Origin of the sequence: Comamonas koreensis, from assembly GCF_021026195.1 — a bacterium.
Classification (GTDB): Bacteria; Pseudomonadota; Gammaproteobacteria; order Burkholderiales; family Burkholderiaceae_C; genus Comamonas; species Comamonas koreensis.
In genome coordinates this window covers 302,082-325,718 of sequence record NZ_JAJNCT010000020.1, presented here as the reverse complement: position 1 = coordinate 325,718, position 23,637 = coordinate 302,082, and the positions used below count along the sequence as shown (strand labels likewise).

23 protein-coding genes are annotated in these 23,637 nt (G+C 62.2%); 9 read left to right on the top strand and 14 right to left on the bottom strand.

Annotated features, from left to right (window positions below; all coding sequences use genetic code 11):
• Positions 1-32 precede the first annotated feature (32 nt).
• Positions 33-1,079, bottom strand: a complete 1,047-nt coding sequence (locus LPW39_RS15695) for a sulfate ABC transporter substrate-binding protein (RefSeq protein WP_330166617.1) — start codon at positions 1,077-1,079, stop codon at positions 33-35.
• Between the two features lie 304 nt (positions 1,080-1,383).
• Here LPW39_RS15695 and LPW39_RS15690 point away from each other — a divergent pair, with 304 nt between their 5' ends.
• The gene (locus LPW39_RS15690) at positions 1,384-1,659 is read left to right on the top strand and encodes an oxidative damage protection protein (protein ID WP_133856086.1); all 276 of its coding nucleotides are present in this window, start codon (positions 1,384-1,386) and stop codon (positions 1,657-1,659) included.
• A 144-nt stretch (positions 1,660-1,803) separates the two neighbouring features.
• On the opposite strand, the gene LPW39_RS15685 is transcribed toward LPW39_RS15690, so the two are convergent.
• Positions 1,804-2,226, bottom strand: coding sequence for a cupin domain-containing protein (locus LPW39_RS15685; RefSeq protein ID WP_230777062.1), 423 nt, complete (start codon positions 2,224-2,226; stop codon positions 1,804-1,806).
• A 167-nt stretch (positions 2,227-2,393) separates the two neighbouring features.
• Between LPW39_RS15685 and LPW39_RS15680 the strand changes: the two genes are divergently transcribed.
• From LPW39_RS15680 to LPW39_RS15670, 3 genes are all read left to right on the top strand, one after another.
• Positions 2,394-3,350: a GlxA family transcriptional regulator gene (locus tag LPW39_RS15680; RefSeq protein WP_230777059.1), complete on the top strand. Its 957-nt coding sequence runs from the start codon at positions 2,394-2,396 to the stop codon at positions 3,348-3,350.
• Between the two features lie 123 nt (positions 3,351-3,473).
• Positions 3,474-4,088 carry a hypothetical protein gene (locus tag LPW39_RS15675; protein ID WP_230777049.1) on the top strand — a complete coding sequence of 205 codons (615 nt, stop codon included), beginning with the start codon at positions 3,474-3,476 and terminating at the stop codon, positions 4,086-4,088.
• Between the two features lie 283 nt (positions 4,089-4,371).
• Entirely contained in the window at positions 4,372-5,553 is a 1,182-nt protein-coding gene (locus LPW39_RS15670; RefSeq protein ID WP_230777047.1) for a glycoside hydrolase family 5 protein, read from the top strand.
• A gap of 10 nt (positions 5,554-5,563) precedes the next feature.
• Here the strand turns inward: LPW39_RS15670 and LPW39_RS15665 are convergent, their stop codons facing one another.
• The 10 genes from LPW39_RS15665 to ppa all read right to left on the bottom strand — a co-directional run bounded on the left by LPW39_RS15665 (position 5,564) and on the right by ppa (position 15,263).
• Positions 5,564-6,841 carry an amidohydrolase family protein gene (locus tag LPW39_RS15665; protein WP_230777046.1) on the bottom strand — a complete coding sequence of 426 codons (1,278 nt, stop codon included), beginning with the start codon at positions 6,839-6,841 and terminating at the stop codon, positions 5,564-5,566.
• Between the two features lie 53 nt (positions 6,842-6,894).
• A complete protein-coding gene (locus tag LPW39_RS15660; protein WP_230777044.1) occupies positions 6,895-7,818 on the bottom strand; it encodes an ABC transporter permease in 924 nt (307 codons plus the stop codon).
• A gap of 49 nt (positions 7,819-7,867) precedes the next feature.
• Positions 7,868-8,929 carry an ABC transporter permease gene (locus LPW39_RS15655; protein WP_133856076.1) on the bottom strand — a complete coding sequence of 354 codons (1,062 nt, stop codon included), beginning with the start codon at positions 8,927-8,929 and terminating at the stop codon, positions 7,868-7,870.
• Between the two features lie 9 nt (positions 8,930-8,938).
• On the bottom strand, positions 8,939-10,513 hold the full coding sequence (locus tag LPW39_RS15650; protein WP_230777042.1) for an ABC transporter ATP-binding protein: 1,575 nt from the start codon (positions 10,511-10,513) through the stop codon (positions 8,939-8,941).
• A 137-nt stretch (positions 10,514-10,650) separates the two neighbouring features.
• On the bottom strand, positions 10,651-11,655 hold the full coding sequence (locus LPW39_RS15645; protein WP_230777040.1) for a BMP family protein: 1,005 nt from the start codon (positions 11,653-11,655) through the stop codon (positions 10,651-10,653).
• 412 nt (positions 11,656-12,067) lie between these two features.
• Complete coding sequence (locus tag LPW39_RS15640; RefSeq protein WP_230777039.1) at positions 12,068-12,409, bottom strand: hypothetical protein; 342 nt, start codon at positions 12,407-12,409, stop codon at positions 12,068-12,070.
• Between the two features lie 17 nt (positions 12,410-12,426).
• Complete coding sequence (locus tag LPW39_RS15635; RefSeq protein WP_133856072.1) at positions 12,427-12,825, bottom strand: phage holin family protein; 399 nt, start codon at positions 12,823-12,825, stop codon at positions 12,427-12,429.
• Positions 12,826-12,933: 108 nt separating this feature from the next.
• Positions 12,934-13,251 (bottom strand): DUF883 family protein, encoded by a 318-nt coding sequence (locus LPW39_RS15630; protein ID WP_133856071.1) that lies wholly within the window; start codon positions 13,249-13,251, stop codon positions 12,934-12,936.
• Positions 13,252-13,485: 234 nt separating this feature from the next.
• The gene (locus LPW39_RS15625) at positions 13,486-14,598 is read right to left on the bottom strand and encodes an NAD(P)/FAD-dependent oxidoreductase (protein WP_230777036.1); all 1,113 of its coding nucleotides are present in this window, start codon (positions 14,596-14,598) and stop codon (positions 13,486-13,488) included.
• Positions 14,599-14,735: 137 nt separating this feature from the next.
• Entirely contained in the window at positions 14,736-15,263 is a 528-nt protein-coding gene (gene ppa / locus LPW39_RS15620; protein ID WP_230777034.1) for an inorganic diphosphatase, read from the bottom strand.
• A 262-nt stretch (positions 15,264-15,525) separates the two neighbouring features.
• Here ppa and LPW39_RS15615 point away from each other — a divergent pair, with 262 nt between their 5' ends.
• From LPW39_RS15615 to LPW39_RS15595, 5 genes are all read left to right on the top strand, one after another.
• Positions 15,526-16,959: an aldehyde dehydrogenase family protein gene (locus tag LPW39_RS15615; RefSeq protein ID WP_230777026.1), complete on the top strand. Its 1,434-nt coding sequence runs from the start codon at positions 15,526-15,528 to the stop codon at positions 16,957-16,959.
• Positions 16,960-17,210: 251 nt separating this feature from the next.
• The gene (locus tag LPW39_RS15610) at positions 17,211-17,840 is read left to right on the top strand and encodes a DUF2889 domain-containing protein (RefSeq protein ID WP_230777024.1); all 630 of its coding nucleotides are present in this window, start codon (positions 17,211-17,213) and stop codon (positions 17,838-17,840) included.
• Positions 17,841-18,284: 444 nt separating this feature from the next.
• Complete coding sequence (locus tag LPW39_RS15605; RefSeq protein WP_230777022.1) at positions 18,285-19,268, top strand: TRAP transporter substrate-binding protein; 984 nt, start codon at positions 18,285-18,287, stop codon at positions 19,266-19,268.
• Between the two features lie 91 nt (positions 19,269-19,359).
• A complete protein-coding gene (locus tag LPW39_RS15600) occupies positions 19,360-19,866 on the top strand; it encodes a TRAP transporter small permease (protein ID WP_230777020.1) in 507 nt (168 codons plus the stop codon).
• Complete coding sequence (locus LPW39_RS15595) at positions 19,859-21,154, top strand: TRAP transporter large permease (RefSeq protein ID WP_230777011.1); 1,296 nt, start codon at positions 19,859-19,861, stop codon at positions 21,152-21,154. Before LPW39_RS15600 ends, LPW39_RS15595 begins: the two co-directional genes overlap by 8 nt.
• Before the next feature lie 64 nt (positions 21,155-21,218).
• Here the strand turns inward: LPW39_RS15595 and LPW39_RS15590 are convergent, their stop codons facing one another.
• Positions 21,219-22,109, bottom strand: coding sequence for a LysR family transcriptional regulator (locus tag LPW39_RS15590; protein WP_021025105.1), 891 nt, complete (start codon positions 22,107-22,109; stop codon positions 21,219-21,221).
• Between the two features lie 82 nt (positions 22,110-22,191).
• Positions 22,192-23,595 carry a D-serine/D-alanine/glycine transporter gene (cycA, locus tag LPW39_RS15585; protein ID WP_230777010.1) on the bottom strand — a complete coding sequence of 468 codons (1,404 nt, stop codon included), beginning with the start codon at positions 23,593-23,595 and terminating at the stop codon, positions 22,192-22,194.
• Between the last annotated feature and the right edge of the window lie 42 nt (positions 23,596-23,637).

Below are 23,637 nucleotides of genomic sequence, written 5' to 3'. Positions count from 1 at the left end.
GGGGTACCCGGCGGCTTGTTCAGCGTCCTTGCTTATTTCTTGGTGTAGATCTGGTCAAAGCTGCCGCCGTCGGCAAAGTGCGCAGCATCTGCCTTGGTCCAGCCGCCGAAAGCGTCATCGATGGTGAAAAGCTTCAGGTTGGCGAACTGGCTGGCGTATTTGGCCTTGGCCGCTTCGGCCGTGGGGCGGTAGAAGTTGCGGCCGGCAATGTCCTGGCCTTCATCCGAGTACAGGTACTGCAGGTAGGCATCGGCGATCTTGCGGGTGCCGCGCTTGTCCACGACCTTGTCCACCACGGTCACCGTGGGCTCTGCGAGGATCGACAGCGAAGGCGTCACGATCTCGAACTTCTCGGGACCAAACTCCTTCAATGCCAGGTAGGCTTCGTTTTCCCAGGCCAGCAACACGTCGCCCTGGCCGCGTTGCACAAAGGTCACCGTCGAGCCGCGCGCGCCGGTGTCGAGAATCGGCACATTCTTGAACAGCTTGGTGATGTAGTCCTTGGCACCGGCCTCGCCGCCATAGTTGCGCTTGCCAAACTCCCAGGCAGCCAGGTAGTTCCAGCGCGCGCCGCCACTGGTCTTGGGGTTGGGGGTGATCACCTTCACATCGGGCTTGATCAGATCGCCCCAGTCCTTGATGCCCTTGGGGTTGCCCTTCTTGACCAGGAACACAATGGTCGAGGTGTAAGGCGCGCTGTTCAGCGGCAAGCGCTTTTGCCAATCGGCGGGCACCAGCTGGCCATATTTGTGCAGTGCGTCGATGTCGCCAGCCAACGCCAGCGTTGCCACGTCGGCCTCGATGCCGTCAATGATCGCGCGCCCTTGCTTGCCGGAGCCGCCATGCGACTGCTTGATGGTCACGGTCTGGCCGGTCGTCTCCTTCCAGTGCTTGGCAAAAGCCTGGTTGAACTGGTTGTACAGCTCACGGGTCGGATCGTAAGAGACATTGAGCAAGGTCACCGGTGCAGGTGCCTGGGCATGGGCTGCGCCGCTAAAAACGGCCGGTGCTAGCGCCATCAGAGACGCGACTGCGGCTGCGGCTATCGGAAACTTGATAAAGTGGCGGCGTTGTTGCATGGAACACTTTCAGAATGGCAAAAGTCGTAGGGCTTGAGGCCTGAACGCATTCTGAAATGCCTCCATAAAAACTCAAACTACTATTAATTCAGTTTTTTATGACTGAAACTTATTAACAAGACGCGGAAGCGCATCTGCCGGGAACGGTTTCGGTTCTGGCAAGGCAGGAGGCACGCCAGCACTCCAACCCTGGGCGGGTGCGGGCAAAGCAGGCATAGCTTGGCAATCGCCAGCAGATTGCGGCAGCACCGGGCGAGCACCCTGCCAGTGCAACAGCGTCAACCCAACGAAGGAAGCATCTCCCATGGCACGTATGGTCAACTGCGTCAAACTGCACAAAGAAGCCGAGGGCCTCGACTTTCCCCCCTACCCTGGTGAGCTGGGCAAGCGCCTCTGGGAAAACGTCAGCAAGGAAGCCTGGGCTGGCTGGCTCAAGCACCAGACCATGCTGGTCAATGAAAACCGCCTGAACCTGGCCGACCAGCGCGCCCGCCAGTACCTGGCGCGTCAGATGGAAAACCATTTCTTCGGCGAAGGCGCCGATGCCGCCGCCGGCTACGTGCCGCCTACGGCGGATTGATTCCAGACCTATAAAAGTACAAGCCCGGGACAAGCCCTAGGCACAAAAAAATGGCAGCCTAGGCTGCCATTTTTTATGGATGGATGGTTGGGAACTAAAACCTCAAACGCTCCATACATCCAACCATTAATCTAAGCAATCAGATTATTTGGTCACAAAATCAAAACCGCTGCTCTGGTATTGGAACAGCAAGCAATCCATGCCCGCCACACAACCACTCTCATGGGTCTTGCCGGCAGGAAGATCATAGAAAGAACCTGCAGGGTATTCGGTGCGCTTGCCGTCGATAACAGCATAAAACGTTCCCTGGATGACAACCGTGGGCAGCGACTTGCTGTGGTGGTGGGTGGGGTTGTCGCGGCCAGCGGGGAACAGCACAAAGGCTTCATAAGGGTTCTGGCCCGTCAGATCGCCCCGCACATTGGCGTACTTGATGCCACCCGAGCCGGCCAACTCGGTCCACTTGAGCTGGGACACAGGAACAGAGACCAGACCATCCGCAGCGCCAGCGGCGCATGCAATCAGCGAAGAGGTGGCCAGAACGGCGGCAGCAACGGATAACTTCATCATTAACTCCTAGTATCAAACGATTGAATAAGCTTTTCGATTCCGACTAGTAATGGCTTTCTGTTTGCCTGAATCGATGGCTCTATTCTGTTGATCTGCAGAAAATGCAAAAGTAGCCAAATAGACAAGATGCGATAAGATCCGGCCAAATCCACCTTTTGAATGCCATGCACACGATTGCTGTGATTGCCTACGACGGGATCAGCCCCTTCCATTTGTCCGTCCCCTGCATCGTGTTCGGGGACGATTTGCTGCGTCTGGGCGCACCGCGCTATGCGCTCCAGGTCTGCGCTGAGCGCCCTGGCGCTGTGTCCACCCTGTCCGGATTCGCGATTCAAGTTGAGCACGACCTGGCAGCGTTGGAGCAGGCTGATACGGTCATCATTCCGTCCTGGAGTTCACCGGATGCGCAGCCCTCCGCCGCTATGCTGGCCGCGCTGCAGCAAGCCCATGCGCGTGGCGCGCGGGTCGTAGGTCTGTGTCTGGGCACCTTTGTGCTGGCCCAAGCCGGGCTGCTGCAAGGCCGCTCGGCCTCCACACACTGGGCCTGGGCCGATGATTTCGCCAAGGACCACCCCGACGTCAAGCTCGACCGCCATGCGCTCTACACCGACGACGGCAATATCACCACCTCGGCCGGCACGGCTGCCGCCATTGACTGCTGCCTGCACCTGATCCGGCTGGACCATGGCGCAGAAATCGCCAACCGTGTGGCGCGCCGCCTGGTCGTTGCGCCCCACCGCCACGGCAACCAGTCGCAGTACATCGAGATGCCGTTGTCCGAAACCGAGCGCCCGGATGCCGTCTCTGCCGCGCTGGACTGGGCCATGGCCCATCTGAACGAGCCCATCAATGTCGAGCAATTGGCCCAGAAAGCCCATATGAGCCCGCGCAACTTCAGCCGCCATTTCAAACGCAAGACCGGCGCCACCATCGTGCAATGGCTGCTGCACCAACGCCTGGCCGTCGCCCAGCGCCTGCTGGAGCGCGGCGATGGCTCCATCGACCAGGTGGCAGAGACGGCAGGCTTTGGCTCCACCGTGTCATTTCGCCTGCAGTTCACACGGATGTTTTCGATTTCGCCGGCCAGCTATAGAAAGCAGTTTTTGCACCGGGAGGGGTAGGCTTTAGACCCCAGACTTCTTGGACAGGGAATGCGCATAGACCAAGAAGTCGGAAGTTGGCTGTCCAGATATGGCGACTAAACAGCATTCCTACATCAAAGCCAGAATACGGATTTTTTACCTATGCCCGAAAATTTGCTGCCACCGATTGCTGATCTCCAACGCACCGCGCAGTCGCTCGCTATGCTGGATGCAATCCTCAGCCCTGATTGGGAATATCGGAACTTCAGCTTCAACAGCGGCTGGGCTAGCGGCCAAAAGATGGCGTCCATGCGCGATGGCAGCGGCGACGAGTGGTTTATCTTGTTCGATGACGCGGGTGCTGCCATGAAAGGGTTCGCGCATGAACTGGCGGGCGATTCGTCGTTTCTCTCAGAAATTCAGCGACAGGTCCCGAGAGATTTCTCCGAATTTTTGAATGAACCTGCGTTCTCCATGCAGCACGCGACATTTTGTCTGTGGCGCACGCACCATGACAAAACCTGGAACAAGGTGGCAGGCTTTTCCGGTGACGACGGCGCGACCCAGATGGTGTTGCAGCTTACCCATGGAGCGCCAGGGTACAAGGAATGGGCGGAGGGCTACTACGATATTCCCGTGAACCTGGAGGCAGTGTCAGCGATCTTTGCCCATCAGACTTTGTCACCGCAGCTTGTATTTTTGCTCGACCAACAGGCTGATCTCCATGCAGTTCGCGCAGATGCCGATGAAATCGGATATCCGCACACGCTGACCTAGCTAGGCGCTTACATCAGGTTCAGCTGCGAGTTAAACCCATTGCAAGGCCTCAACGCTGGTCCATGCCAGCGACTAAAGCTGGCAAGCTTTGCTCCCGCTTTTTCACCACCAACGAGATTGCTAACCATTTGTGTGAGCAAGCGCAAGGTAATGGCTGGTGCCGGATGTCTCGGAAAGCGGGTAAAAGCGGTGCCATATCCAGTTGCAAACAGAAATCAATCACGCCGAAACCAGTGATAGTATCGCCGCACCTCAAGTTGACTGTCTTGACCGCCCTATCTCAATGTTGAAGCTCTCTGTCATCAGCCTCGCTCTGGCCCTGTCTGCACCCGTGCAAGCGGCCGACCTGGCAACCTTTTGGACCCACACCCAACGGGGTGGCAACAGCTTCAACCGCCTGCCGCCGGATGCCAGCTACTACGAAGCGCTGCGCAGCTATGGCGCCAGCTGGGTGCGGCTGTCGTATGACAAATGGAAGCCCGAGCAGCGTGACTTCCTGATGGGCAATGCCGATGATTACCAGCGCCTGTCCGCCGTGGATCTGGCCACCTTGAAAGCCTCGGTGGCCAAGGCCGATGCGGCTGGTTTGAAGGTGGTGATTGCGCCGCTGTCGCTGCCGCTGTCGCGCTGGTCGCAAAACAACCAGGGGAAGTTTGACGACCGCATCTGGCAGGACAAGGCGCACTGGAAGGCGGCAGGCCAGTTTTGGCAAGACCTCGCCCGCGCCTTGAAAGACACGCCCGGCATAGCGGCCTATAACCTGATCAACGAACCCGCACCCGAGAAACAAGGCGGCCTGCCCGAGCACGCCAGCCAAGCGGAAATGCAGGCCTGGTATGCCAAGGCCAAGGGCGGTCCGCGCGACCTGCCGGCTTTCTACCGCTACCTGGTGGCCCAGATCCGTGCGGTCGACCCGGATATGCCCATCATGGTGGATGCCGGCTGGTATGGCGCGGCCGATGCCTTTGCCTACTGGCCTGAAGCGCTAGAAGACAAACGGGTGCTGTACAGCTTTCACATGTACGAGCCTTACCAGGCCACCAGCGGCCCCAACCTGAAGCGCAAGCAGCCCTACCGCTACCCGGGCGAGGTGCCTTTTGCCGGCAATACCCAGACCTGGAACAATGAGCGCGTGGCCCAGTACCTGGATGCCGTCAACAGCTGGGCGCGCGCCTTGTCGATCCCGCCGGAGCAGATCGTCATGGGCGAGTTTGGCTGCGTGCGCATGCTCGACAGCTGCAGCCAGTACCTGGACGATGTACTGTCCTACGCCGAGGACAAGCGCTACCACTGGGCCTTCTACAGCTTTCGCGAAGATGCCTGGGATGCGATGGATTACGAACTGGGCCAGGCCAAGGTGCATTGGCGCTACTGGGATGCGATGGAAAAAGGCCAGCCCGACCCGGTGAAGCGCAGCGCGACACCGGAGTTCGAACCCATCCGCAAGCGCTTGCAACAGCGCTGAAAGGCGGTGCTTAACGGGCGCTCAACAGCGTGGTGCTGCCCGGGCGCCCTGGCACATTCAACGTGGCCACCGGTGCCGGCGTGCTGGCAATGCGCTGGCCACGGCGCCATACGCCCAGGCGCGTGGCCTTCAGGCGCAAGGCCTCCACCGGGTCCTTGGCATGCAGCAACACAAAGTCGGCATGGGCGCCCTTTTCAATGCCATAGCCTTGCAGGCCCAGCAAGCGCGCGGGGTTCAGGGTGATGGCATCAAAGCATTGCTGCATGCCGGCGCGGCTGGTCATCTGCGCCACATGCAGCCCCATGTTCGCCACCTCCAGCGCATCGCCCGATCCCAGGCTGTACCAGGGGTCCATCACGCAGTCATGGCCAAAGGCAACGGTCAGGCCAGCGGCCATCAGCTCGGGCACGCGCGTCATGCCACGGCGCTTGGGGTAGCTGTCATGGCGGCCCTGGATCGTGATGTTGATCAAGGGGTTGCTGACAACGCCCAGCTGCGCCTCGGCCATCAAGGCCATCAGCTTGCTGACGTAGTAGTTGTCCATGCTGTGCATAGAGGTCAGGTGCGAGCCGGTCACGCGGCCATGCAGGCCCAGGCGCTGCGTGTGGTAGGCCAGCGTCTCGACATGGCGCGACATCGGGTCATCCGACTCGTCGCAGTGCATGTCCACCAACTTGCCGCGCTCGGCCGCCAGCTCGCAGAGAATGCGCACGCTCTCGGCGCCATCGGCCATGGTGCGCTCAAAGTGCGGAATGCCGCCGACGACATCGACGCCCAGGTCCAGCGCGCGCTTGAGGTTGTCAAGCCCGCCCGGCGTCCGCAGCACGCCATCTTGCGGAAAGGCCACCAGCTGCAGATCGATATACGGTGCCACGCGCTTTTGCACATCGAGCATGGCTTCGACCGGCAGCAGGCTGGGGTCGCTGGTATCCACATGGCTGCGGATGGCCAGCAGGCCGCGCGCCACCGCCCAGTCACAGTAGGCCAAGGCACGCTCGACCAGCGCCTCATGCGTCAGCTGGGGTTTGAGTTCGCCCCAGAGCGCAATGCCTTCGAGCAAGGTGCCGCTTTCGTTAACACGCGGCATGCCGTAGCTCAGGGTGGCATCCATGTGGAAATGCGGGTCCACAAAGGGCGGGCTCAGCAGCAGGCCCTCGGCATCCACCACCTCGGCAGCGGGCGCCTGCAGGCCCTCGCTCACCTCGGCGATCTTGCCGTCCTGCACAGCCACCGACATGTTCTTGCGGCCATCGGGCAGGCTGGCATTGTGAATCAATAAATCAAGCATTTTTTATCCTTGTAGGCAGACCAGGGTCTGCATCGTGGGGCGCGAAGCGCGGCTCAGCGCTCGCCTTTGCGGTAGGGTTTCATCAAGGCCTGCGGATAGGCGGCTTTGCGGGCCACCAGCACCAGCGCCAGAATCGACAGCAGGTACGGCAGCATCAGATAGAACTGGTAAGGCACGAGGCCATCGCCCGACTGCTGCAGCCGCAGCTGCAGCGCATCGAAGAACGCAAACAGCAGCGCGCCCAGAAGGGCCTTGCCCGGCCGCCAGGAGGCAAACACCACCAGCGCCACGCAGATCCAGCCCCGGCCGTTGACCATGTTGAAGAAAAAGGCGTTGAAGGCCGACAAGGTCAAGAAGGCACCAGCCACGCCCATCAGCGCCGAGCCCGCAATGATGGCACCACTGCGCACCGCCATCACGGCCACGCCCTGCCCTTCTGCGGCCTGCGGATTCTCGCCGACCATGCGCACGGCCAGACCGAGGGGCGTGCGAAACAGCACCCAGGCGAGCAAAGGCACCAGCAGCAGCGCCAGCAAGGTCAAGGCGGTCTGGTCGCCCAGAATCGGGATCGGCAGCCAGTCCATGGCCTCAAACGGGGTGATCGTGGGCGGCGTGTTCACCTTGGGAAAGCTCACCCGGTAGCCGTAGTACGACAAGGCGGTCGCCAGCATGGTGATGCCCAGGCCCGATACGTGCTGCGACAGCGCCAGCCCCACCGTCAGCCAGGCATGCAGGCTGCCCAGCACCGCGCCGGTGAGCGCGGCCACCAGCACACCCGTCCACAGGCCGTGGCCGGTGTACACGGTCAGCCAGCCGGTAAAGGCACCGGCCACCATGATGCCTTCGATGCCCAGATTCAGCACCCCGGCGCGCTCGCACAGCAGCACCCCCAGCGTGCCCAGCAGCAGCGGCGTGGCCGTACGCAGCACGGCCACCCAGAAAGAGGCATTGGCCAAAATATCCATCACGTCGCTCATAGGGTACCTCGCGCTGCGCTTTGTTCTTGGGGTTTCAACATCGCAGCTCTCACTTTCTGCGCAAGCGGTATTGGGTCATCAGGCTGGCCACCAGCACCGACAGCAGCGAGGCCGCCACGATCACATCGGCAATCGCATTGGGCACACCCACAGCGCGGCTCATGCTGTCGGCCCCCACCAGCATGCCGGCCACAAAAACGGCCGAGGCCACCACACCCAGCGGGTGCAGGCCCGCCAGCATCGCAATCACGATGCCGCTGTAGCCATAGCCGGGCGACATGTCCAGGGTCAGGTAGCTGGTGCGGCCTGCCACCTCGATGGCGCCGGCCAGCCCTGCGAGCCCGCCCGACAGCAGCGCCACCAGCACCACGGTGCGGGTCACCGGCACACCGGCAAAGGCCGCCGCGCGGGGGTTGGCACCTGCCGCGCGGATGTCAAAACCCGGCACGGCCCGCTGCAGCAGCAGCCACAGCGCCACGGCCAGGCCCACGGCGATCAGCAGGCCATTGTGCAAGCGGGTCTGCGCAATCAGCTTGCCCAGCTCCAGGTCGCCCTGCAGCGCCACGCTCTGCGGCCAGCCCATCGCCATCGGGTCTTTCATCGGGCCATCGAGCAGATAGGACACTGCCAGCAGCATGACAAAGTTCAGCAGCAAGGTGGTCACCACCTCGTCCACGCCCAGCTTGGTCTTCATCAACGCAGGGCCCAGCAGCAAGGCCGCGCCGGCCAGGGCGGCGGCCAGCAGCATCAGCGGAAACAGCAGATAAATGGGCAACTCAAAACCCGTGCCCCCATGCATGCCGCCCACGGCCACAGCCGCTACCGCGCCCGCATACAGCTGGCCTTCGGCACCAATGTTGAACAGCCGCGCCCGGAAAGCCACTGCTGCGGCCAGACCGGTCAGGATCAGCGGCACAGCGCGCGTCAAGGTCTCGGACAGGGCAAACAGCGAGCCAAAAGCCCCTTTGAACAGCGCCACATAGGTAGCACCAACGGGCGCACCCGCCCATAGCACCAGCAAGCCGCTGATGGCCAAGGTAAATACCACGGCACCCAAGGGCGCAGCCACCATGGCCAGCTTCGAGGGGGTTGCTCTTTTTTCTATACGCATGGCAGTCTCTCAGCCCTGGCCCACAGGCGCTGTCATAGGGGATCCGGCCATGGCCAGACCGATGGTCTCGCGGCTCCAGTCCGCAAAAGGCAGCACGGGCGACAGATGCCCCTCATGCATCACACCGATGCGGTCACCCAGCGCCAGCACCTCATCGAGGTCGTCCGAGATCAGCAGCACCGCAGCGCCCGCATCGCGGGCCGCCAGCAGCTGCTGGTGCACAAAGCGCACCGCGCCAATGTCCAGGCCCCAGGTGGGTTGGTGCGCCACAATCAAGCGCGGCGCCATGCCCTCGGCGCCCTGGGGTGCCAACAGCGCCCGGCCCAGGATCAGCTTTTGCATATTGCCGCCCGACAGCGAACGGGCCGGCGCATCCAGCCCGCCACCGCGCACATCGAACTGCTGGGACACATGCTGTGCCTGGCTGCGTGCCTGCGCACGGCGCACCCAGCCCCAGCGCGAAAACCAGGGGCTGCGCAGCCGCTCGGACACCGCGTTTTCCCAGACCGGCAAATCACCGACCACGCCGGTGCCATGGCGGTCTTCCGGAATGCGCGCCACACCCTGGGCGACCAGGGCCACGGCCGACGCCGGCATGGGCGCGCCCAGGTACTGCACTGTGCCCTGGCCCGGGCGGCGCATGCCGCAGAGCATATCGGCCAAAGCCACCTGGCCATTGCCCGAGACACCGGCAATCGCCACCATCTCACCGGCCCTGAGCACCAGCGATACATCGACCAGGCGATCGCGCGCGGTGGATTTGGCCGAGGCCGTGGTATGCACATTGCGCAGGCTGCAGACCTCGCCGCCCACCTTGGCGGCAGGTTGGCGCTCGGGCAGGCTCACCGCCTCGCCCACCATCCACTGCGCCAGCTGTGCCTGGGTGCTGCCAGCAGTGGGCGCCTCAGCCACCAGCTTGCCGTGCCGCAGCACAGCCACGCGGTCGGCCACACGCAGCACTTCACCCAGCTTGTGGCTGATGAAGATGATCGACAGGCCTTGCGCCACCATCTGGGACAGGGTCGCAAACAGCGCCTCGCTCTCCTGCGGGGTCAGCACGGCGGTCGGCTCATCCAGAATCAAGATCTTGGCGCCCCGGTACAGCGCCTTGAGGATTTCCACCCGTTGGCGCTCGCCCACCGACAGGCTGCCCACGCGTGCATCCGGATCGACCACCAGGCCAAACTGGTGCGCGACCTCGACCAGCTTGGCACGGGCCTGACGCTTGGCCGACTGCAGGCGCAGCAGCGATTCGCTGCCCACCATGATGTTGTCCAGCACGCTCAGGTTGTCGGCCAGCGCAAAGTGCTGGTGCACCATGCCGATGCCGGCGGCCAGCGAGGCACGCGGCTGGCCCGGCGGCAGCGGCTGGCCCATCACCATGATCTCCCCCTCGTCGGCCACATAGTGGCCAAACAGGATCGACATCAACGTGGACTTGCCCGCACCGTTCTCGCCCAGAAGGGCCACGATCTCACCCCGGTGCAGTGTCAGCGAAATGGAATCATTGGCCACCAGGGGACCAAAGCGTTTGGTGATGCCATGCAGCTGGAGCACGACAGGAGAGGAGCTTGGAGGAGACATGGGCAAAGGGGCCGCTGGGTTCGCTGGGCAGGCGGAGCGGCCTGACAGCTGGCACAAAAACAGCCCCGGCAAGTGCCGGAGCTAGAAGTGGAGGCGCCATGCCAGTGGGCACAGCGCCTCTGCAATCCAAGCCCGGCTTACTTGGCCGTGGACTTGGGTTGCGAGTCGTCGACCTTCACGGTGAACTTGCCCGACAGGATGTCGGCCTGCTTGGCCTGCACCTTGGCGATCAAGTCTGCGGGCAGCTTCTTCTCGAAGGTGCCAAACGGTGCCAGCGACGAGCCCTTGTACTTCATCATCGAGTACGGGCCGTAGTCCTCAGCCTTGTAGCTGCCGTCCTTCACCGCCTTGATCGCGCGCTCCACGCTGGGCTCCATGTGCCACAGCGCCGAAGCCACCACGGTATCGGGGTATTGTGCCTGGGTGTTGATCACGTTGCCGATCGCCAGCTTGCCCTTCTCCTTGGCCGCATCGCTCACACCAAAACGCTCGGCATAGAGCACGTCCGCACCCTTGTCGATCATCGCAAAGGTCGCTTCCTTGGCCTTGGGCGGGTCAAACCAGCTGTTGATGAAGCTGACGGTGAACTCCACCTTGGGGTTTACTTCCTTGGCGCCCGCCATGAAGGCGTGCATCAGGCGGTTGACTTCGGGGATGGGGAAACCGCCGACCATGCCGATCTTGCTGGTCTTGGTCATGCCACCGGCAACCATGCCCGACAGGTAGGCAGGCTCCTGGATGTAGTTGTCGAACACGCTGAAGTTGGGCGCCTGGATCTTGCCGGACGAGCCCATCACAAAGGCAGTCTTGGGGAAGTCCTTGGCGACCTTGCGCGCCGCCGCTTCCACACCAAACACCTCACCAAACATCAGCTGCGCGCCGCCGGTGGCGTACTCGCGCATCACGCGCTCGTAGTCGGCATTGGCCACATTCTCGCTGGACTTGTACTCGATCTCGCCACGTGCCTCGGCAGCCTTTAGCGCCTCGTGAATGCGGCTGACCCATTGCTGTTCATACGGCACGGTGTAGACCGCCGCGACCTTCACCTTGGTCTGCGCCCAGGCCGGTGCAGCCGACAGGCCGGCCAGCGCAAGGGGAAGCGCAGCCAGGCAGGTTTGAACAATACGACGCCGTGTAGTCATCAAGAAACTCCTTAGGGGTGAGATCCACTTGCGATCAAGTGGGCGGGCGAGAGAAGCAAGTTCTGTACCGTGTCTTGCACCCACATGCTGCATCTGCTTGCCATCGCTCCGTTTTTGAGAGCAACCGTGTTTGGCTGGCCCATGCACAACGCAGGTTGGCACAACCAACAACACGCACAAAGCAGGTGAAACACGCAATGCGTATATACACAGCGCGCCGCGCATTCTAACCAGATAAGCGGGGCTTGAAACCGTATTTTCACTATGCGTCAACCAGCGACAAGCGGGCTGTCCCTATGGCCGGGACTGCGCAGCTGGCGATAGCGCATGAAAAAACCGCCATGCGTTGCGGCATGGCGGTCGGTAGATCCGGGTGTCAATCGCGGCGCATGGGCACCGTGGGCACCGCGGCTCAGTGGTTGCGGCGCAGCTTCATCACAATCGGCATCGCAATCGTGGCCATGCGGATCAGCTTGCGCGGCCCGAGCAGCAGGCCGGCGCCGACGAGCCCGGCGCAGACGACGGGATGCTCACGGCCAAAGTTGATCAGGCGCTCGACCAAGGTGCCATAGGCCATCGGGTTGTGCTGCGGGGCGCCGCCGGCATCACGGCGCAAGGCCAGCGCCTGCTGGCGCGCCAAGCGGCGGCCATCGAGGCGCTCGCGCTGGTTCTGGATGCGCAGCAGCACTTCGCGCGCCTCAGGATCCGTGACCTGCAGCAGTTGCAGATCAGCGTCTTTGCTCGGGTTGATCATTGCTTGGGTCCCCCGCATTACTTGAGACGGCCCTTGACCGCTTGCCAGTCCTGGCGCAGCACGGTCTTGGTCAGCTGGAAAGGGTTGGCCGCCTTCTTCGTGGTCAGGTAGATGAAGGCCAGCACACCCAGCCACAACACCAGCCAAACACCTGCCACCAGCCAGGTAGCCAGCATGCGGTTGGGCGTATCCCAGAAGGAAATGATGATGGCGCCCGAGAGCACCGTCAGGGCCACAATGGTCAGACCTGCGACCACCAAACCCATCAGGACCAGCCAGATCAGGTTCTTTTTCTGCTCCTGCCATTCAATGGCCAGCAGATCCATTCGGTCTTCAGCCGCTATGGCGCTTTCAGACAGCAAGGCGCGAAAACGTGCCAGCATGTCATCGACGCCCAGCACAGACAACCAGTTCATGGACTCTCCTCGTGCTTATGGGGCACTTGGTACCCCTTGTTCTAGGTCTTGGCCCGGCGGGCCAGGCCAGTGCCGCAATCGTGCAGGCAACTGGCCATCGGGCTCAGCTTAGCGGCGCGAGAAGATAAAACCGATCAGTGCGCCCACGGCCAGTGCTGCGCCCGCAACGCGCCATGGTTCGTCGTGGGCATAGCGGTCTGCGGCCAGTGCGGCCTCCTTGGCCTGGCGGGCAGCTTCCTGGGCCGCACGCACTGCGCCTTCACGGGCATCACCAGCGGTATCTTCCAGGCGCTGGCGCAGTTGCTTGATGTCCGGCACGCCGTCCAGGTCCTTGCTCGACAGCACGCCGCGCAGATCGCTCACCAGCTTTTCCAGATCAGCCTGGGCATTCTCAACGGTATCGCTCAGCAAATTGGATTTACGCATGTTCATCATCCTTTTCTTGGTCAGGCTACAGGAAAGTTCCGGCTAAGCATGGGCAGCACAAGGAAGGCTGCTACAACGCGTTAGCTCCGTTACATGTTAACGGAGAAACATACAGTTCCGGGTTCCGATATGCACCCTCGCCTGTCAGAAGATTCCGACTATCGCCGTCAAACAGCGGCTTTTGTCGCATTTATGAGCGTATCGCGGAGCCGGCGCACATCGCCGCACCTTGCATCAGCCCGCATCCTGAGCCACGGCTTGGTTCACCGCCTTGGCAATCGCCAAGCAGCTGGTGAGGCCCGGCGACTCGATGCCCAGCAGGTGGAACAGTCCCGGCGCACCATGCACCTCTGGGCCTTGCAGCACGAAGTCGGCATCAGGGTCACCAGGGCCGCTGATCTTGGGCCGGATCCCGGCATAGCCTGCGGCCAACGCTCCATCCTGCAGATCGGGCCAGTAGCGGCGCACCGCGGCATAAAAGGCATCGCCGCGCGCGGGATCCACCACCAGATCGTCAGCACTGGCCACCCACTGCACATCCGGGCCAAACTTGGCCTGGCCGCCCAGGTCAAGAGTCAGATGCACACCCAGGCCGCCCTCCTCGGGGACCGGGTAGATGAGCTGCTTGAACGGCGCGCGGCCGCTCAAGGTGAAGTAGTTGCCCTTGGCATAGTGAGCCGTGGGCAACTGCGACCGATCAGCGCCTTCAAAATTGCGCGCCAGATCGGGCGCCCACAGACCTGCGGCATTGACCACGGTCCTGGCCTGCAGCTCGGTGCCATCTTCGGTGCGCAGCAGGATGTGATCACCCTCGCAGCGCGCGGCAGCCAGCGGGCTGTTGAACACCACCATGCCACCGGCGTTTTCCAGGTCGCCCTGCAGACTCAGCATCAGGCCATGGCTGTCCACAATGCCAGTGCTGGGCGAATGCAAGGCGGCCACGCATTCCAGCGCGGGCTCCATCGCCCTCGCCTCGTCGCGGCTCAGCGGCACCAGGTCATCGACGCCATTGGCGGCCGCATGGCGGGCAATGTCCTGCAGCCTGGCGCGTTGCGCCTCCGAGGTCGCCACGATCAGCTTGCCGCAGCGCTGGTGGTCAATACCGCGCTCCTGGCAGTAGGCATACAGCAAGGCTTTGCCCTCCACACACCAGCGCGCCTTGCGTGAGCCTTGGGCGTAGTAGATGCCGGCATGGATCACCTCGCTGTTGCGCGAGCTCGTGCCCGTGCCAATGGCATCCTGCGCCTCCAGCACCAGCACCTCACGGCCCGCCAAGGCCAGCTCACGGGCAACCGCCAGCCCCACCACCCCTGCACCAATCACCACGCAATCGACGACATCAGCCACTTGCTCGCTCCTTCGCTTTTTTGTATGCCTGCCAGCTTAGCGCCTGGCGCATCGCCCAAAAGCAAAAAGCCGGTAAAAACCGGCTTTTGTCAGCATGGCCTGGCGAGGGCCGCAAGGCCCCAGCAGGCGACGCCTGCTTACTTCTTGCAGTTGGCGATGCCGTCGAGGATTTCCTTGTGCGCTTCGTCCACGCCCTTCCAGCCCAGCACCTTCACCCACTTGCCCTTTTCCAGGTCCTTGTAGTGCTCGAAGAAGTGCGAGATCTGTTGCAGCACCAGGTCATGGATGTCGCTCAGGTGGTTGATCTTGTCATAGGAAGGCAGCAGCTTCTGGGTGGGCACGGCCAGCACCTTGCCGTCCACGCCGGACTCGTCTTCCATGTGCAGGATGCCGATCGCGCGGCAAGGCACCACCACGCCGGTAGGCAGTGGGAAAGGCGTCATCACCAGCACGTCCACCGGGTCGCCGTCACCCGACAGGGTTTGGGGCACATAGCCGTAGTTCACGGGGTAGTGCATGGCGGTGCCCAGGAAGCGGTCCACGAACACGCAACCCGAATCCTTGTCCACTTCGTACTTCACAGGAGCGGAGTTGGCCGAGATTTCGATCACAACGTTGAAGACATCAGGGGCCTTGGAGCCAGGGGACAGTTTTTCGAAGGACATGCGATTCCTATGAGGTCAATTGAATGGAGGGCCGGCAGCGCGCGAGCGGCCCGCCAGCGGCAAAACCCCGTGATTTTAGGTGCATTGGCCAGACATTGCCCAAAAAATGCCTGCAGCCGGGGCAAATCGGCTGGTCAAACCCGTGACAACTGCGGGCTCATCCCGGTAGGCGCTGGCCCAATCCTGCGCTATCGTGGTGGCCGTTTCGGGCCTGCCATCTGGCAGACTCCGCCGCCTATTGCACCCAGAACGGATCAACGCCATGCAATTGCATTACATCGCCAACGCCTCTGTGCCCTCGCTGTCGGGCAAGACCATCTCCGTCATCGACCCATCCGACGGCCAACCCTTTGATGAAATCCAGCGCGGCAATGCGGAAGACGTGGACCACGCGGTGCAAGCCGCGCGCCTGTGCTACGACAACGTATGGCGCAAGACCAGCCCAGCTGAGCGCAGCCGCCTGATGATGCGCCTGTCGGCCAAGGTGCTGGAGCATGCCGATGAGCTCGCCGCCATCGAGCAGCGTGATTGCGGCAAGCCCACCAAGCAGGCCAAGGCCGACGCTTTGGCGTTGGGCCGCTATTTCGAGTTCTACGCCGGTGCGGCTGACAAGCTCCATGGCGAAACGATTCCCTACCCCAGTGATTTCAGCGTGCTGACCTGGCGCGAACCCCATGGCGTAACCGGCCATATCGTGCCCTGGAACTACCCGATGCAGATCTTTGGCCGCTGCGTGGGCGCCGCGCTGGCAGCAGGCAATGTTTGCGTCGTCAAGCCCTCTGAAGATGCCTGCCTGAGCCTCATCCGCGTGGCGCAGCTGGCGGCCGATGTGGGCTTTCCTGCCGGCGCGATCAATATCGTCACCGGTTTTGGCCATGAAGTGGGCGACGCGCTGGCCCGCCACCCCGATGTGGACCATATCAGCTTTACCGGCAGCCCCCGCATCGGCACCTTGATCGAGCAGGCAGCTGCCGAACGCCACTGCCCTTGCACGTTGGAGCTCGGTGGCAAGAGCCCACAGATCGTGTTTGCCGATGCAGATCTGGATGCCGCCATCCCGACCATCATCAACGCCATCATCCAGAACTCCGGCCAGACCTGCTCGGCAGGCTCGCGTCTGCTGGTCGAACGCAGCATCTATGAAACCCTGCTGGCACGCCTGGGCAGCGCCTTCGAAGCACTGCGCGTTGGCCCCGCCAGCCTGGACCTGGACCTGGGCCCGCTGATCCGCCAGACCCAGCAGCAACGCGTCTGGGATTTTCTGAGCGATGCGCACAACGACGGCATCTCCGTCGTCGCCCAAGGCCAGATCATCGACGAGGCGCCAGAAGGCGGCTATTACCAGGCCCCCACCCTGCTGCGTGATGTGCCGGTGGACCACCGCCTGGCCCAGGAAGAGATCTTTGGCCCGGTCCTCAGCGCCATGGCCTTCGACAGCGAAGAAGAGGCCATCAAGATGGCCAATGCCACCCAGTTCGGCCTGGTGGCGGGTGTCTGGACGCGTGATGGCGGCCGCCAGTTCCGCGTGGCCAAGCGCCTGCGCAGCGGCCAGGTTTTCATCAACAACTACGGAGCCGGCGGCGGCGTGGAGCTGCCCTTTGGCGGCACCAAGGCCAGCGGCCATGGCCGCGAAAAGGGCTTTGAAGCGCTGTACGGCTTTACCACGCTGAAGACCGTCGCCATCCGCCACGGTTGATACCGGGTTTGCGGGCACTTCAGGTGCCCTACCCGCCCAGCGCCGCCCCTGCTCTGCAGTGGCGGCGCGTTTGTTTTTACAATAGAGGGCTCTGCGCAGCGGGCAGTCCGCCTGTCGCCTGCTGCACAGACAGCCCGCAGCAACAGCCGCATAGTGATCAACACTGTTGGCATGGCAGCGCAGCGATACCGCGCCGTCTGCACCAAACCGGGTCATTCATAAAAAACAATCCCACCGCGACACCCTCTCCCATGCCTTTGTCCCCCGTCCCCAACCGCGTCCCCAAACATTTGCGCGATGTGCGCTACCGCAGCTTCGAGCGCGCCGATGGGCTCTGGGATGTCGAGGGGGAGCTGGTGGATACCAAAGCCTATGACCTGGTGCTCTCCGGCGAACGCAAACGCAAGGCCGGAGAACCCATTCACCATATGTGGATTCGCTGTACCATTGATACAACACTTACAGTGGTTGCGATCGAGGTGGCGATGGACGCCCACCCGTTGGGCGAGTGCCCGCTGGCCCTGCCTGCGATGCAAAAGATGGTGGGCTGCTGCATGGCCCGGGGTTGGCGCAAGGCCATCGAGGCCAACCTTGGCAGCATTGAAGGCTGCACCCACATGCGTGAGCTGCTGTTCAACATGGCGACTGCCGCCTTCCAGAGCGTGAACCAGGCCTTTGCGCGCCCCCAATCGGACCAGCCACCCCGCCATCTGGGGCAGTGCAAAGGCTGGGATTTCAATGGCAAAGGGGTCGCCACCATGTACCCCCAATTCATCGGCTGGCAAGCGCCCAAGCCAGGCAGCACCGGCACTACAGCGGTGGCAACCACTAGCGCCAACCCCGCCGACAAGCCTGCCGACGACAGCGCCAACAAGGTCTGAACCGCCGCCCTGCTGCACTGCTGCCTCACCCCAGCCACCACCGCGCTCCAGCCGCCGTGGTGGCTTTTTTGCGCCTGCATTTCCAGGCTTTAGAGGGCTCTTAAGACTGCCTTAAGGTCATGCGTTGGCGTCCCATGGGCTTTCTGATTTCTCAGCAAACCTAGTATTAACCCTATGACACTATGACGGCAAAAATAATGGACGTGTTCCATAGAAATCAAAAATCGTTGAACAATTTTTAATACCACATCCCACAAAAGAAATTTTGAAACCTACAAGAACCGACGATTGTTGAAACCCCGTATAGCGTTATTTTGCAATAACTGTTAATTTTGGCAAACAATTCACCAGCATAGCAGTTGTTTCTGGCGCTGCCGTGGCTGGTGATCGTATTCATCCCGGGCAGCATCTGCTGCGCCCTATTTATCTCTATAAGGATCCGTCATGAAGCGTCGCGTTTTTTGTGCCACCGCCACTTTGGTTGCCAGCGTCGGGTTTGCCACCGCAGCCGTTGCCCAAACCAAATGGGATTTCGCCACGGCGTATGCGCCCTTTAACTTCCACTCCAAGAACAACGAACAGTTCGTCAAGGACGTGGACGCAGCGACCAGCGGCAAAGTCAAAATCACTCCCCATTTTGGTGCATCGCTTTTCAAAATGCCCGAAATCAAGCGCGCCGTGCAAACCGGTAATGCGCAGATGGGAGAGTTCTTTCTGGTGAGCTTCCAGAATGAATCGCAGATCTTCGGCGTTGACGGCCTGCCTTTCCTGGTGAACAGCTACGACGAAGCCTTCAAGCTCTACCAGGCCCAGAAGCCAGCGCTGCAAAAGCTGCTGGACAAGCAAGGCCAGGTGCTGCTGTATTCGGTGGCCTGGCCACCCCAGGGCATCTACACCAAGAAGCCGATCAACTCCGCTGCGGACCTCAAGGGCATGAAGTGGCGCGTCTACTCGCCCACCACCGCCCGCATTGGCGAGCTGATTGGCGCGCAACCGGCCACCGTGCAAGAGGCCGAACTGTCCCAGGCGCTGGCCACCGGCGTGGTCGATGGCCTGATCACCTCGTCGGCCACCGGCGCTGACAACAAGCTGTTTGAAAACCTGAAGTACTACTACAACGTGCAGGCCTGGATCCCCAAGAACGCCGTGACCGTCAGCAAGAAGGCCTTCAACGCGCTGGGCAAGGCCGAGCAGGAAGCGGTGCTCAAGGCCGCTGCCGCGGCCGAAGAGCGCGGCTGGAAGGAATCCAAGGAAGTGGATGCCAAGTCGCTGGCCACCCTGAAGCAAGGCGGCATGAGCATCGAGCTGCCATCGGCCCAGCTCAAGGCTGACCTGGCCAAGGTCGGTGACACCGTCATCAAGGAATGGACCGACAAGGCCGGCGCCGAAGGCAAGGCCATTCTGGACGCCTACCAGGCCTCCAAGTAAGCAACGGCCTCCTCTGTACAACCCATGCGGGGCCATCGCGGCCCCCGCCGGGCTGTGCAGTCAGCAACCTTTACTGCTTTGAATGACAAGCATGCGCAAGCTATTAAATGGACTGTATGACGCCTCTGCCTGGCTGGCAGGGCTGTCGATGATCGGCATCCTCGTGATGGTGCTGCTCACCGTGGTCAGCCGCCTGATCGGCTTCAGTGCCCCCGGCACCGATGCCTATGCCGGCTACGCGATGGCGGGAGCGGGTTTCATGGCCCTGGCCAGCACCCTCAAGAAGGGCGAACACATCCGCGTGACCCTGCTGCTGGGCGCGCTCAAAGGTGGCGCCTTGAAGACCATGGAAGTAATCGCCCTGGGCATCGCAACCATCCTCTCGGGCTTTCTGGCGTTCTACGCCGCGCGCCTGGTCTGGCAATCCTGGGAGATCGATGACATCTCCGTGGGCATGGACGCCACGCCGCTGTGGATTCCACAACTGTTCATGGCACTGGGCACCCTGGTGTTTTTTATCGCCTTTTGCGACGAGCTGGTGCTCGAGCTGACGGGCCAACGCAAACCCGTGCTGCAAGAGGACGCCCACCATGAATGAAATTACCGCCAGCATTGCGCTGATTGTGGTGCTGCTGATCCTGCTGGGCGGCAGCGTCTGGGTGGGTCTGACCCTGGCCGGTGTGGCTTGGTTCGGCATGGAGTTCTTCACCGCCCGCGCGGCTGGAGACGCGATGGCGATGACCATTTGGGGATCGGCCAGCAGCTGGACCTTGACGGCGCTGCCGCTCTTTGTCTGGATGGGCGAGATCCTCTACCGCACGAATTTATCGGAGAGCATGTTCCGGGGCCTCGCACCCTGGGTCAACCTGCTGCCCGGCCGCTTGCTGCACACCAATGTGATCGGCTGCACGATTTTTGCGGCGGTGTCTGGCTCCTCGGCCGCCACCTGCGCAACCGTCGGCAAGATGAATGTGCCCGAGCTGATGAAGCGCGGCTACCCCGAGAACATGGTCATCGGTTCGCTGGGCGGCCCGGCCACCCTGGGTCTGCTGATTCCGCCATCGATCATTCTGATCGTCTACGGCGTTGCTGCTGAGATGTCGATCTCCAAGCTCTTCATGGCCGGCGTGCTGCCAGGCATCATGCTGGCGCTGATGTTCAGCGGCTGGATCATTGTCTGGGCCCTGCTCAACCCGAGCAAGATCCCCAAGGCTGACAGCACGATGGGCTTCAAGCAAAAGCTCTATGAGTCGCGCCACCTGATTCCGGTAGTTCTGCTGATCGCCTCGGTGATTGCCAGCATCTACTCGGGCATTGCAACGGCCACTGAAGCCGCTGCCATTGGCGTGGTGGGCTCCCTGGTGCTGTCTGCCGCCCAGGGCGCACTGACCTGGAAGAACTTCAAGGATTCGCTGTTCGGCGCCACGCGCCTGTACTGCATGATCGCGCTGATCCTGGCCGGTGCCTCGTTCATGACCTTGTCGATGGGCTATATCGGCCTGCCCCGCCAGCTGGCCGAGTATGTCGGCAGCCTGAACCTGTCGCCCGCAATGCTGATCATCGTGCTCGGCATCTTCTACATCCTGATCGGCTGCTTCCTGGACGGTATCTCCACCATCGTGCTGACCATGGGTGTGGTGCTGCCCATCATCCAAGCCGCTGGCATTGATCCGCTGTGGTTCGGCATCTTCCTGGTGATCACGGTGGAGACTGCGCAAATCACGCCGCCGGTGGGCTTCAACCTGTTTGTGCTGCAGGGCATGACGGGCAAGCAGATCACCTACCTGGCCCGCGTCTGCGCACCGTACTTTGCGCTGATGGTGCTGGCCCTGGTGATTCTCTGGTTCTTCCCGGAGATCGTCACCGTGCTGCCCAACAACATGTAAAGCGCGCGTTGATCCGCTACGAACCGGCTGCCCAGGCAGCCGGTTTTTTTTTATGCGCCAGCGCTCAGCACAGCAGCAAGTCCTGCTGCTCCTGCACGGTGGCCTGCAAAAAGCGCCAGACCACCTGGATGCCGGGCACCGAGCGCAGCTCGGGCGGCATCGACATCCAGAAAGTGCGGGTGAACTGGGCCTGCTCGGGCAGTACGCGCTGCAGCAAGGGGTCCTTGTCGGCCAGAAAGCCGGGCAGCACCCCCAGGCCCGCTCCGGTGCGCACGGCGGTGTACTGCGCCAGGATGCTGGTGCTGCGAAAGCTGAAGCGCTGCGGCGCGCTCAGGCTGTCGAGAAACTGCAGCTCCTTGGTGAAGAGCTGGTCGTCGACATAGTGCACAAAGCGGTGGCTGGCCAGGCCCTCGGTCGAGGTGATCAGCGGGTGGCGCGCCAGGTATTCGCGCTGGCCATACAGATAGAGGCGGTACTCGGTCAGGCGGCTGGTGACGACGGTATCGCGCACCGGGCGCTCCAGCGAGATGACGATATCGGCCTCGCGGCGCGAGAGCTGCAGCATGCGCGGTACAGCGAGCAAGTCGATGGTCAGCAAGGGGTAGCGCTGGGCCAGCAAGGCTAGGTGCTTGGCCAGCACCTGGGTGCCAAAGCCCTCGGTCACGCCGATGCGCACCACGCCGCTGGGCGTCTCGGCACTTTGGCTGGCGGCAATCGGGGCAATGCCGCGCGCAATCTGGTCCATGGCCTCGGCCCGTGGCTGCAGCTGGCGGCCCGCATCGGTGAGCTTGTAGCCGCTGCCCTCGCGGGTGAACAAGGTGGCGCCGAGCTGCTTTTCCAGCGCCTGGATGCGGCGCGACACGGTCGTGTGCTCCACGCCCAGCGCCTTGGCCGCCCCCACCAGGGTGCCCGCCTGCACCAAGGCCCAGAAAAAGCGCAAATGATCCCAATCCATGCCAGCCCCTTGTCGATGTTGCACAGCATTATTGTGCAAATTTGCAACAGGGGCAGCAGTGAGGCAGCGTGCCAGGCTCCGATCAGCCCTGTTTGGCGCGCTTGCGTTGCCAGGCGTAGGCCAGGCCCAGCAGCACAAACCAGGCGGGCGTGGCGATCAGCGCCTGGCGCGTGTCCAGCTCCAGGCTGAGCAGCACCAGCACGGCGGCAAAGAAGGCCAGGCACACCCAGCACATGAACACGCCGCCGGGCATGCGGTAGTGGGAGGCCTTGTGCAGCGCCGGACGCTGCTTGCGGTAGCTGATGTAGGACAGCAGGATCAGCGACCAGACAAACATGAACAGGATGGCCGAGACGGTGGTCACCAGGGTGAAGGCCTCCACCAGGTTGGGCACCACCCACATCAAAAAGGCACCGCCCAGCAGGCAGACGCAGGAGAACAGCAGGCCGCGCGACGGCACGCTGCTGGCCGAAAGCTTGCCAAACGAGCGCGGTGCATCACCCTTGAGCGCCAGACCAAAGAGCATGCGGCTGGTGGAGAACACGCCGCTGTTGGCCGACGAGGCGGCCGAGGTCAGCACGACAAAATTGATCACGCTGGCCGCTGCGGGCAGGCCGGCCAGTACAAACAGCTCGACAAAGGGGCTCTTGCTGGGCACCACATCGCGCCAAGGGGTGACGGCCATGATGGCGATCAGCGCGCAGACGTAGAAGATGATGATGCGGATCGGGATGGAGTTGATTGCGCGCGGCAGGGTGCGGTGCGGGTCCTTGGCCTCGGCGGCCGTGGTGCCGACCAGCTCGATACCGACAAAGGCAAACACCGCAATCTGGAAGCCGGCAAAAAAGCCCATCGCCCCATGGGGGAAGAGCCCGCCATCGTTCCAGAGGTTGGCGATACTCGCCTGACGCCCGGCCGGCGAGCTGAAGCCGGTGCTGACCATGTACAGGCCCGTGCCCACCAGCGCAACGATGGCCACGATCTTGATCATCGCAAACCAGAACTCGATCTCGCCAAAGAGCTTGACGGTCAGCAGGTTGAGCGACAGCAGCAAGGCCACACAGGCAATTGCTGGTGCCCACTGCGGCAGATCAGGCCACCAGAACTGGGCGTAGGCCGAGATCGCAATCACATCGGCGATGCCGGTGATGATCCAGCAGAACCAGTAGGTCCAACCGGTGAAGAAACCAGCCCAGGGACCCAGCAGGTCATCCGAGAAATCGATGAAGGACTTGTACTGCAGGTTGGACAGCAGCAGCTCCCCCATCGCCCGCATCACAAAGAACAGCATGATGCCGATGATGGCGTAGACCAGCACGATAGAGGGCCCCGCCAGGCTGATGGTTTTGCCCGAGCCCATGAAGAGGCCCGTGCCGATGGCGCCGCCGATGGCGATCAGCTGGATATGGCGGTTGCTGAGATTGCGTTGGAGATCGTCGGTGCCATGCTCGGCCCTCGATTGCTCCGCTGGGGCCTGTTTGTTCATGGAATAAAGCGCCGGGCGTTAGCGAAAAAGATAGTGCGCTCA

Excerpts from the sequence above, each read along its gene's own strand:
- LPW39_RS15695 (WP_330166617.1), bottom strand. The coding sequence starts at position 1,079 with ATGCAACAACGCCGCCACTTTATCAAGTTTCCGATAGCCGCAGCCGCA.
- LPW39_RS15690 (WP_133856086.1), top strand. The coding sequence starts at position 1,384 with ATGGCACGTATGGTCAACTGCGTCAAACTGCACAAAGAAGCCGAGGGC.
- LPW39_RS15685 (WP_230777062.1), bottom strand. The coding sequence starts at position 2,226 with ATGAAGTTATCCGTTGCTGCCGCCGTTCTGGCCACCTCTTCGCTGATT.
- LPW39_RS15680 (WP_230777059.1), top strand. The coding sequence starts at position 2,394 with ATGCACACGATTGCTGTGATTGCCTACGACGGGATCAGCCCCTTCCAT.
- LPW39_RS15675 (WP_230777049.1), top strand. The coding sequence starts at position 3,474 with ATGCCCGAAAATTTGCTGCCACCGATTGCTGATCTCCAACGCACCGCG.
- LPW39_RS15670 (WP_230777047.1), top strand. The coding sequence starts at position 4,372 with ATGTTGAAGCTCTCTGTCATCAGCCTCGCTCTGGCCCTGTCTGCACCC.
- LPW39_RS15665 (WP_230777046.1), bottom strand. The coding sequence starts at position 6,841 with ATGCTTGATTTATTGATTCACAATGCCAGCCTGCCCGATGGCCGCAAG.
- LPW39_RS15660 (WP_230777044.1), bottom strand. The coding sequence starts at position 7,818 with ATGAGCGACGTGATGGATATTTTGGCCAATGCCTCTTTCTGGGTGGCC.
- LPW39_RS15655 (WP_133856076.1), bottom strand. The coding sequence starts at position 8,929 with ATGCGTATAGAAAAAAGAGCAACCCCCTCGAAGCTGGCCATGGTGGCT.
- LPW39_RS15650 (WP_230777042.1), bottom strand. The coding sequence starts at position 10,513 with ATGTCTCCTCCAAGCTCCTCTCCTGTCGTGCTCCAGCTGCATGGCATC.
- LPW39_RS15645 (WP_230777040.1), bottom strand. The coding sequence starts at position 11,655 with ATGACTACACGGCGTCGTATTGTTCAAACCTGCCTGGCTGCGCTTCCC.
- LPW39_RS15640 (WP_230777039.1), bottom strand. The coding sequence starts at position 12,409 with ATGATCAACCCGAGCAAAGACGCTGATCTGCAACTGCTGCAGGTCACG.
- LPW39_RS15635 (WP_133856072.1), bottom strand. The coding sequence starts at position 12,825 with ATGAACTGGTTGTCTGTGCTGGGCGTCGATGACATGCTGGCACGTTTT.
- LPW39_RS15630 (WP_133856071.1), bottom strand. The coding sequence starts at position 13,251 with ATGCGTAAATCCAATTTGCTGAGCGATACCGTTGAGAATGCCCAGGCT.
- ppa (WP_230777034.1), bottom strand. The coding sequence starts at position 15,263 with ATGTCCTTCGAAAAACTGTCCCCTGGCTCCAAGGCCCCTGATGTCTTC.
- LPW39_RS15615 (WP_230777026.1), top strand. The coding sequence starts at position 15,526 with ATGCAATTGCATTACATCGCCAACGCCTCTGTGCCCTCGCTGTCGGGC.
- LPW39_RS15610 (WP_230777024.1), top strand. The coding sequence starts at position 17,211 with ATGCCTTTGTCCCCCGTCCCCAACCGCGTCCCCAAACATTTGCGCGAT.
- LPW39_RS15605 (WP_230777022.1), top strand. The coding sequence starts at position 18,285 with ATGAAGCGTCGCGTTTTTTGTGCCACCGCCACTTTGGTTGCCAGCGTC.
- LPW39_RS15600 (WP_230777020.1), top strand. The coding sequence starts at position 19,360 with ATGCGCAAGCTATTAAATGGACTGTATGACGCCTCTGCCTGGCTGGCA.
- LPW39_RS15595 (WP_230777011.1), top strand. The coding sequence starts at position 19,859 with ATGAATGAAATTACCGCCAGCATTGCGCTGATTGTGGTGCTGCTGATC.
- LPW39_RS15590 (WP_021025105.1), bottom strand. The coding sequence starts at position 22,109 with ATGGATTGGGATCATTTGCGCTTTTTCTGGGCCTTGGTGCAGGCGGGC.
- cycA (WP_230777010.1), bottom strand. The coding sequence starts at position 23,595 with ATGAACAAACAGGCCCCAGCGGAGCAATCGAGGGCCGAGCATGGCACC.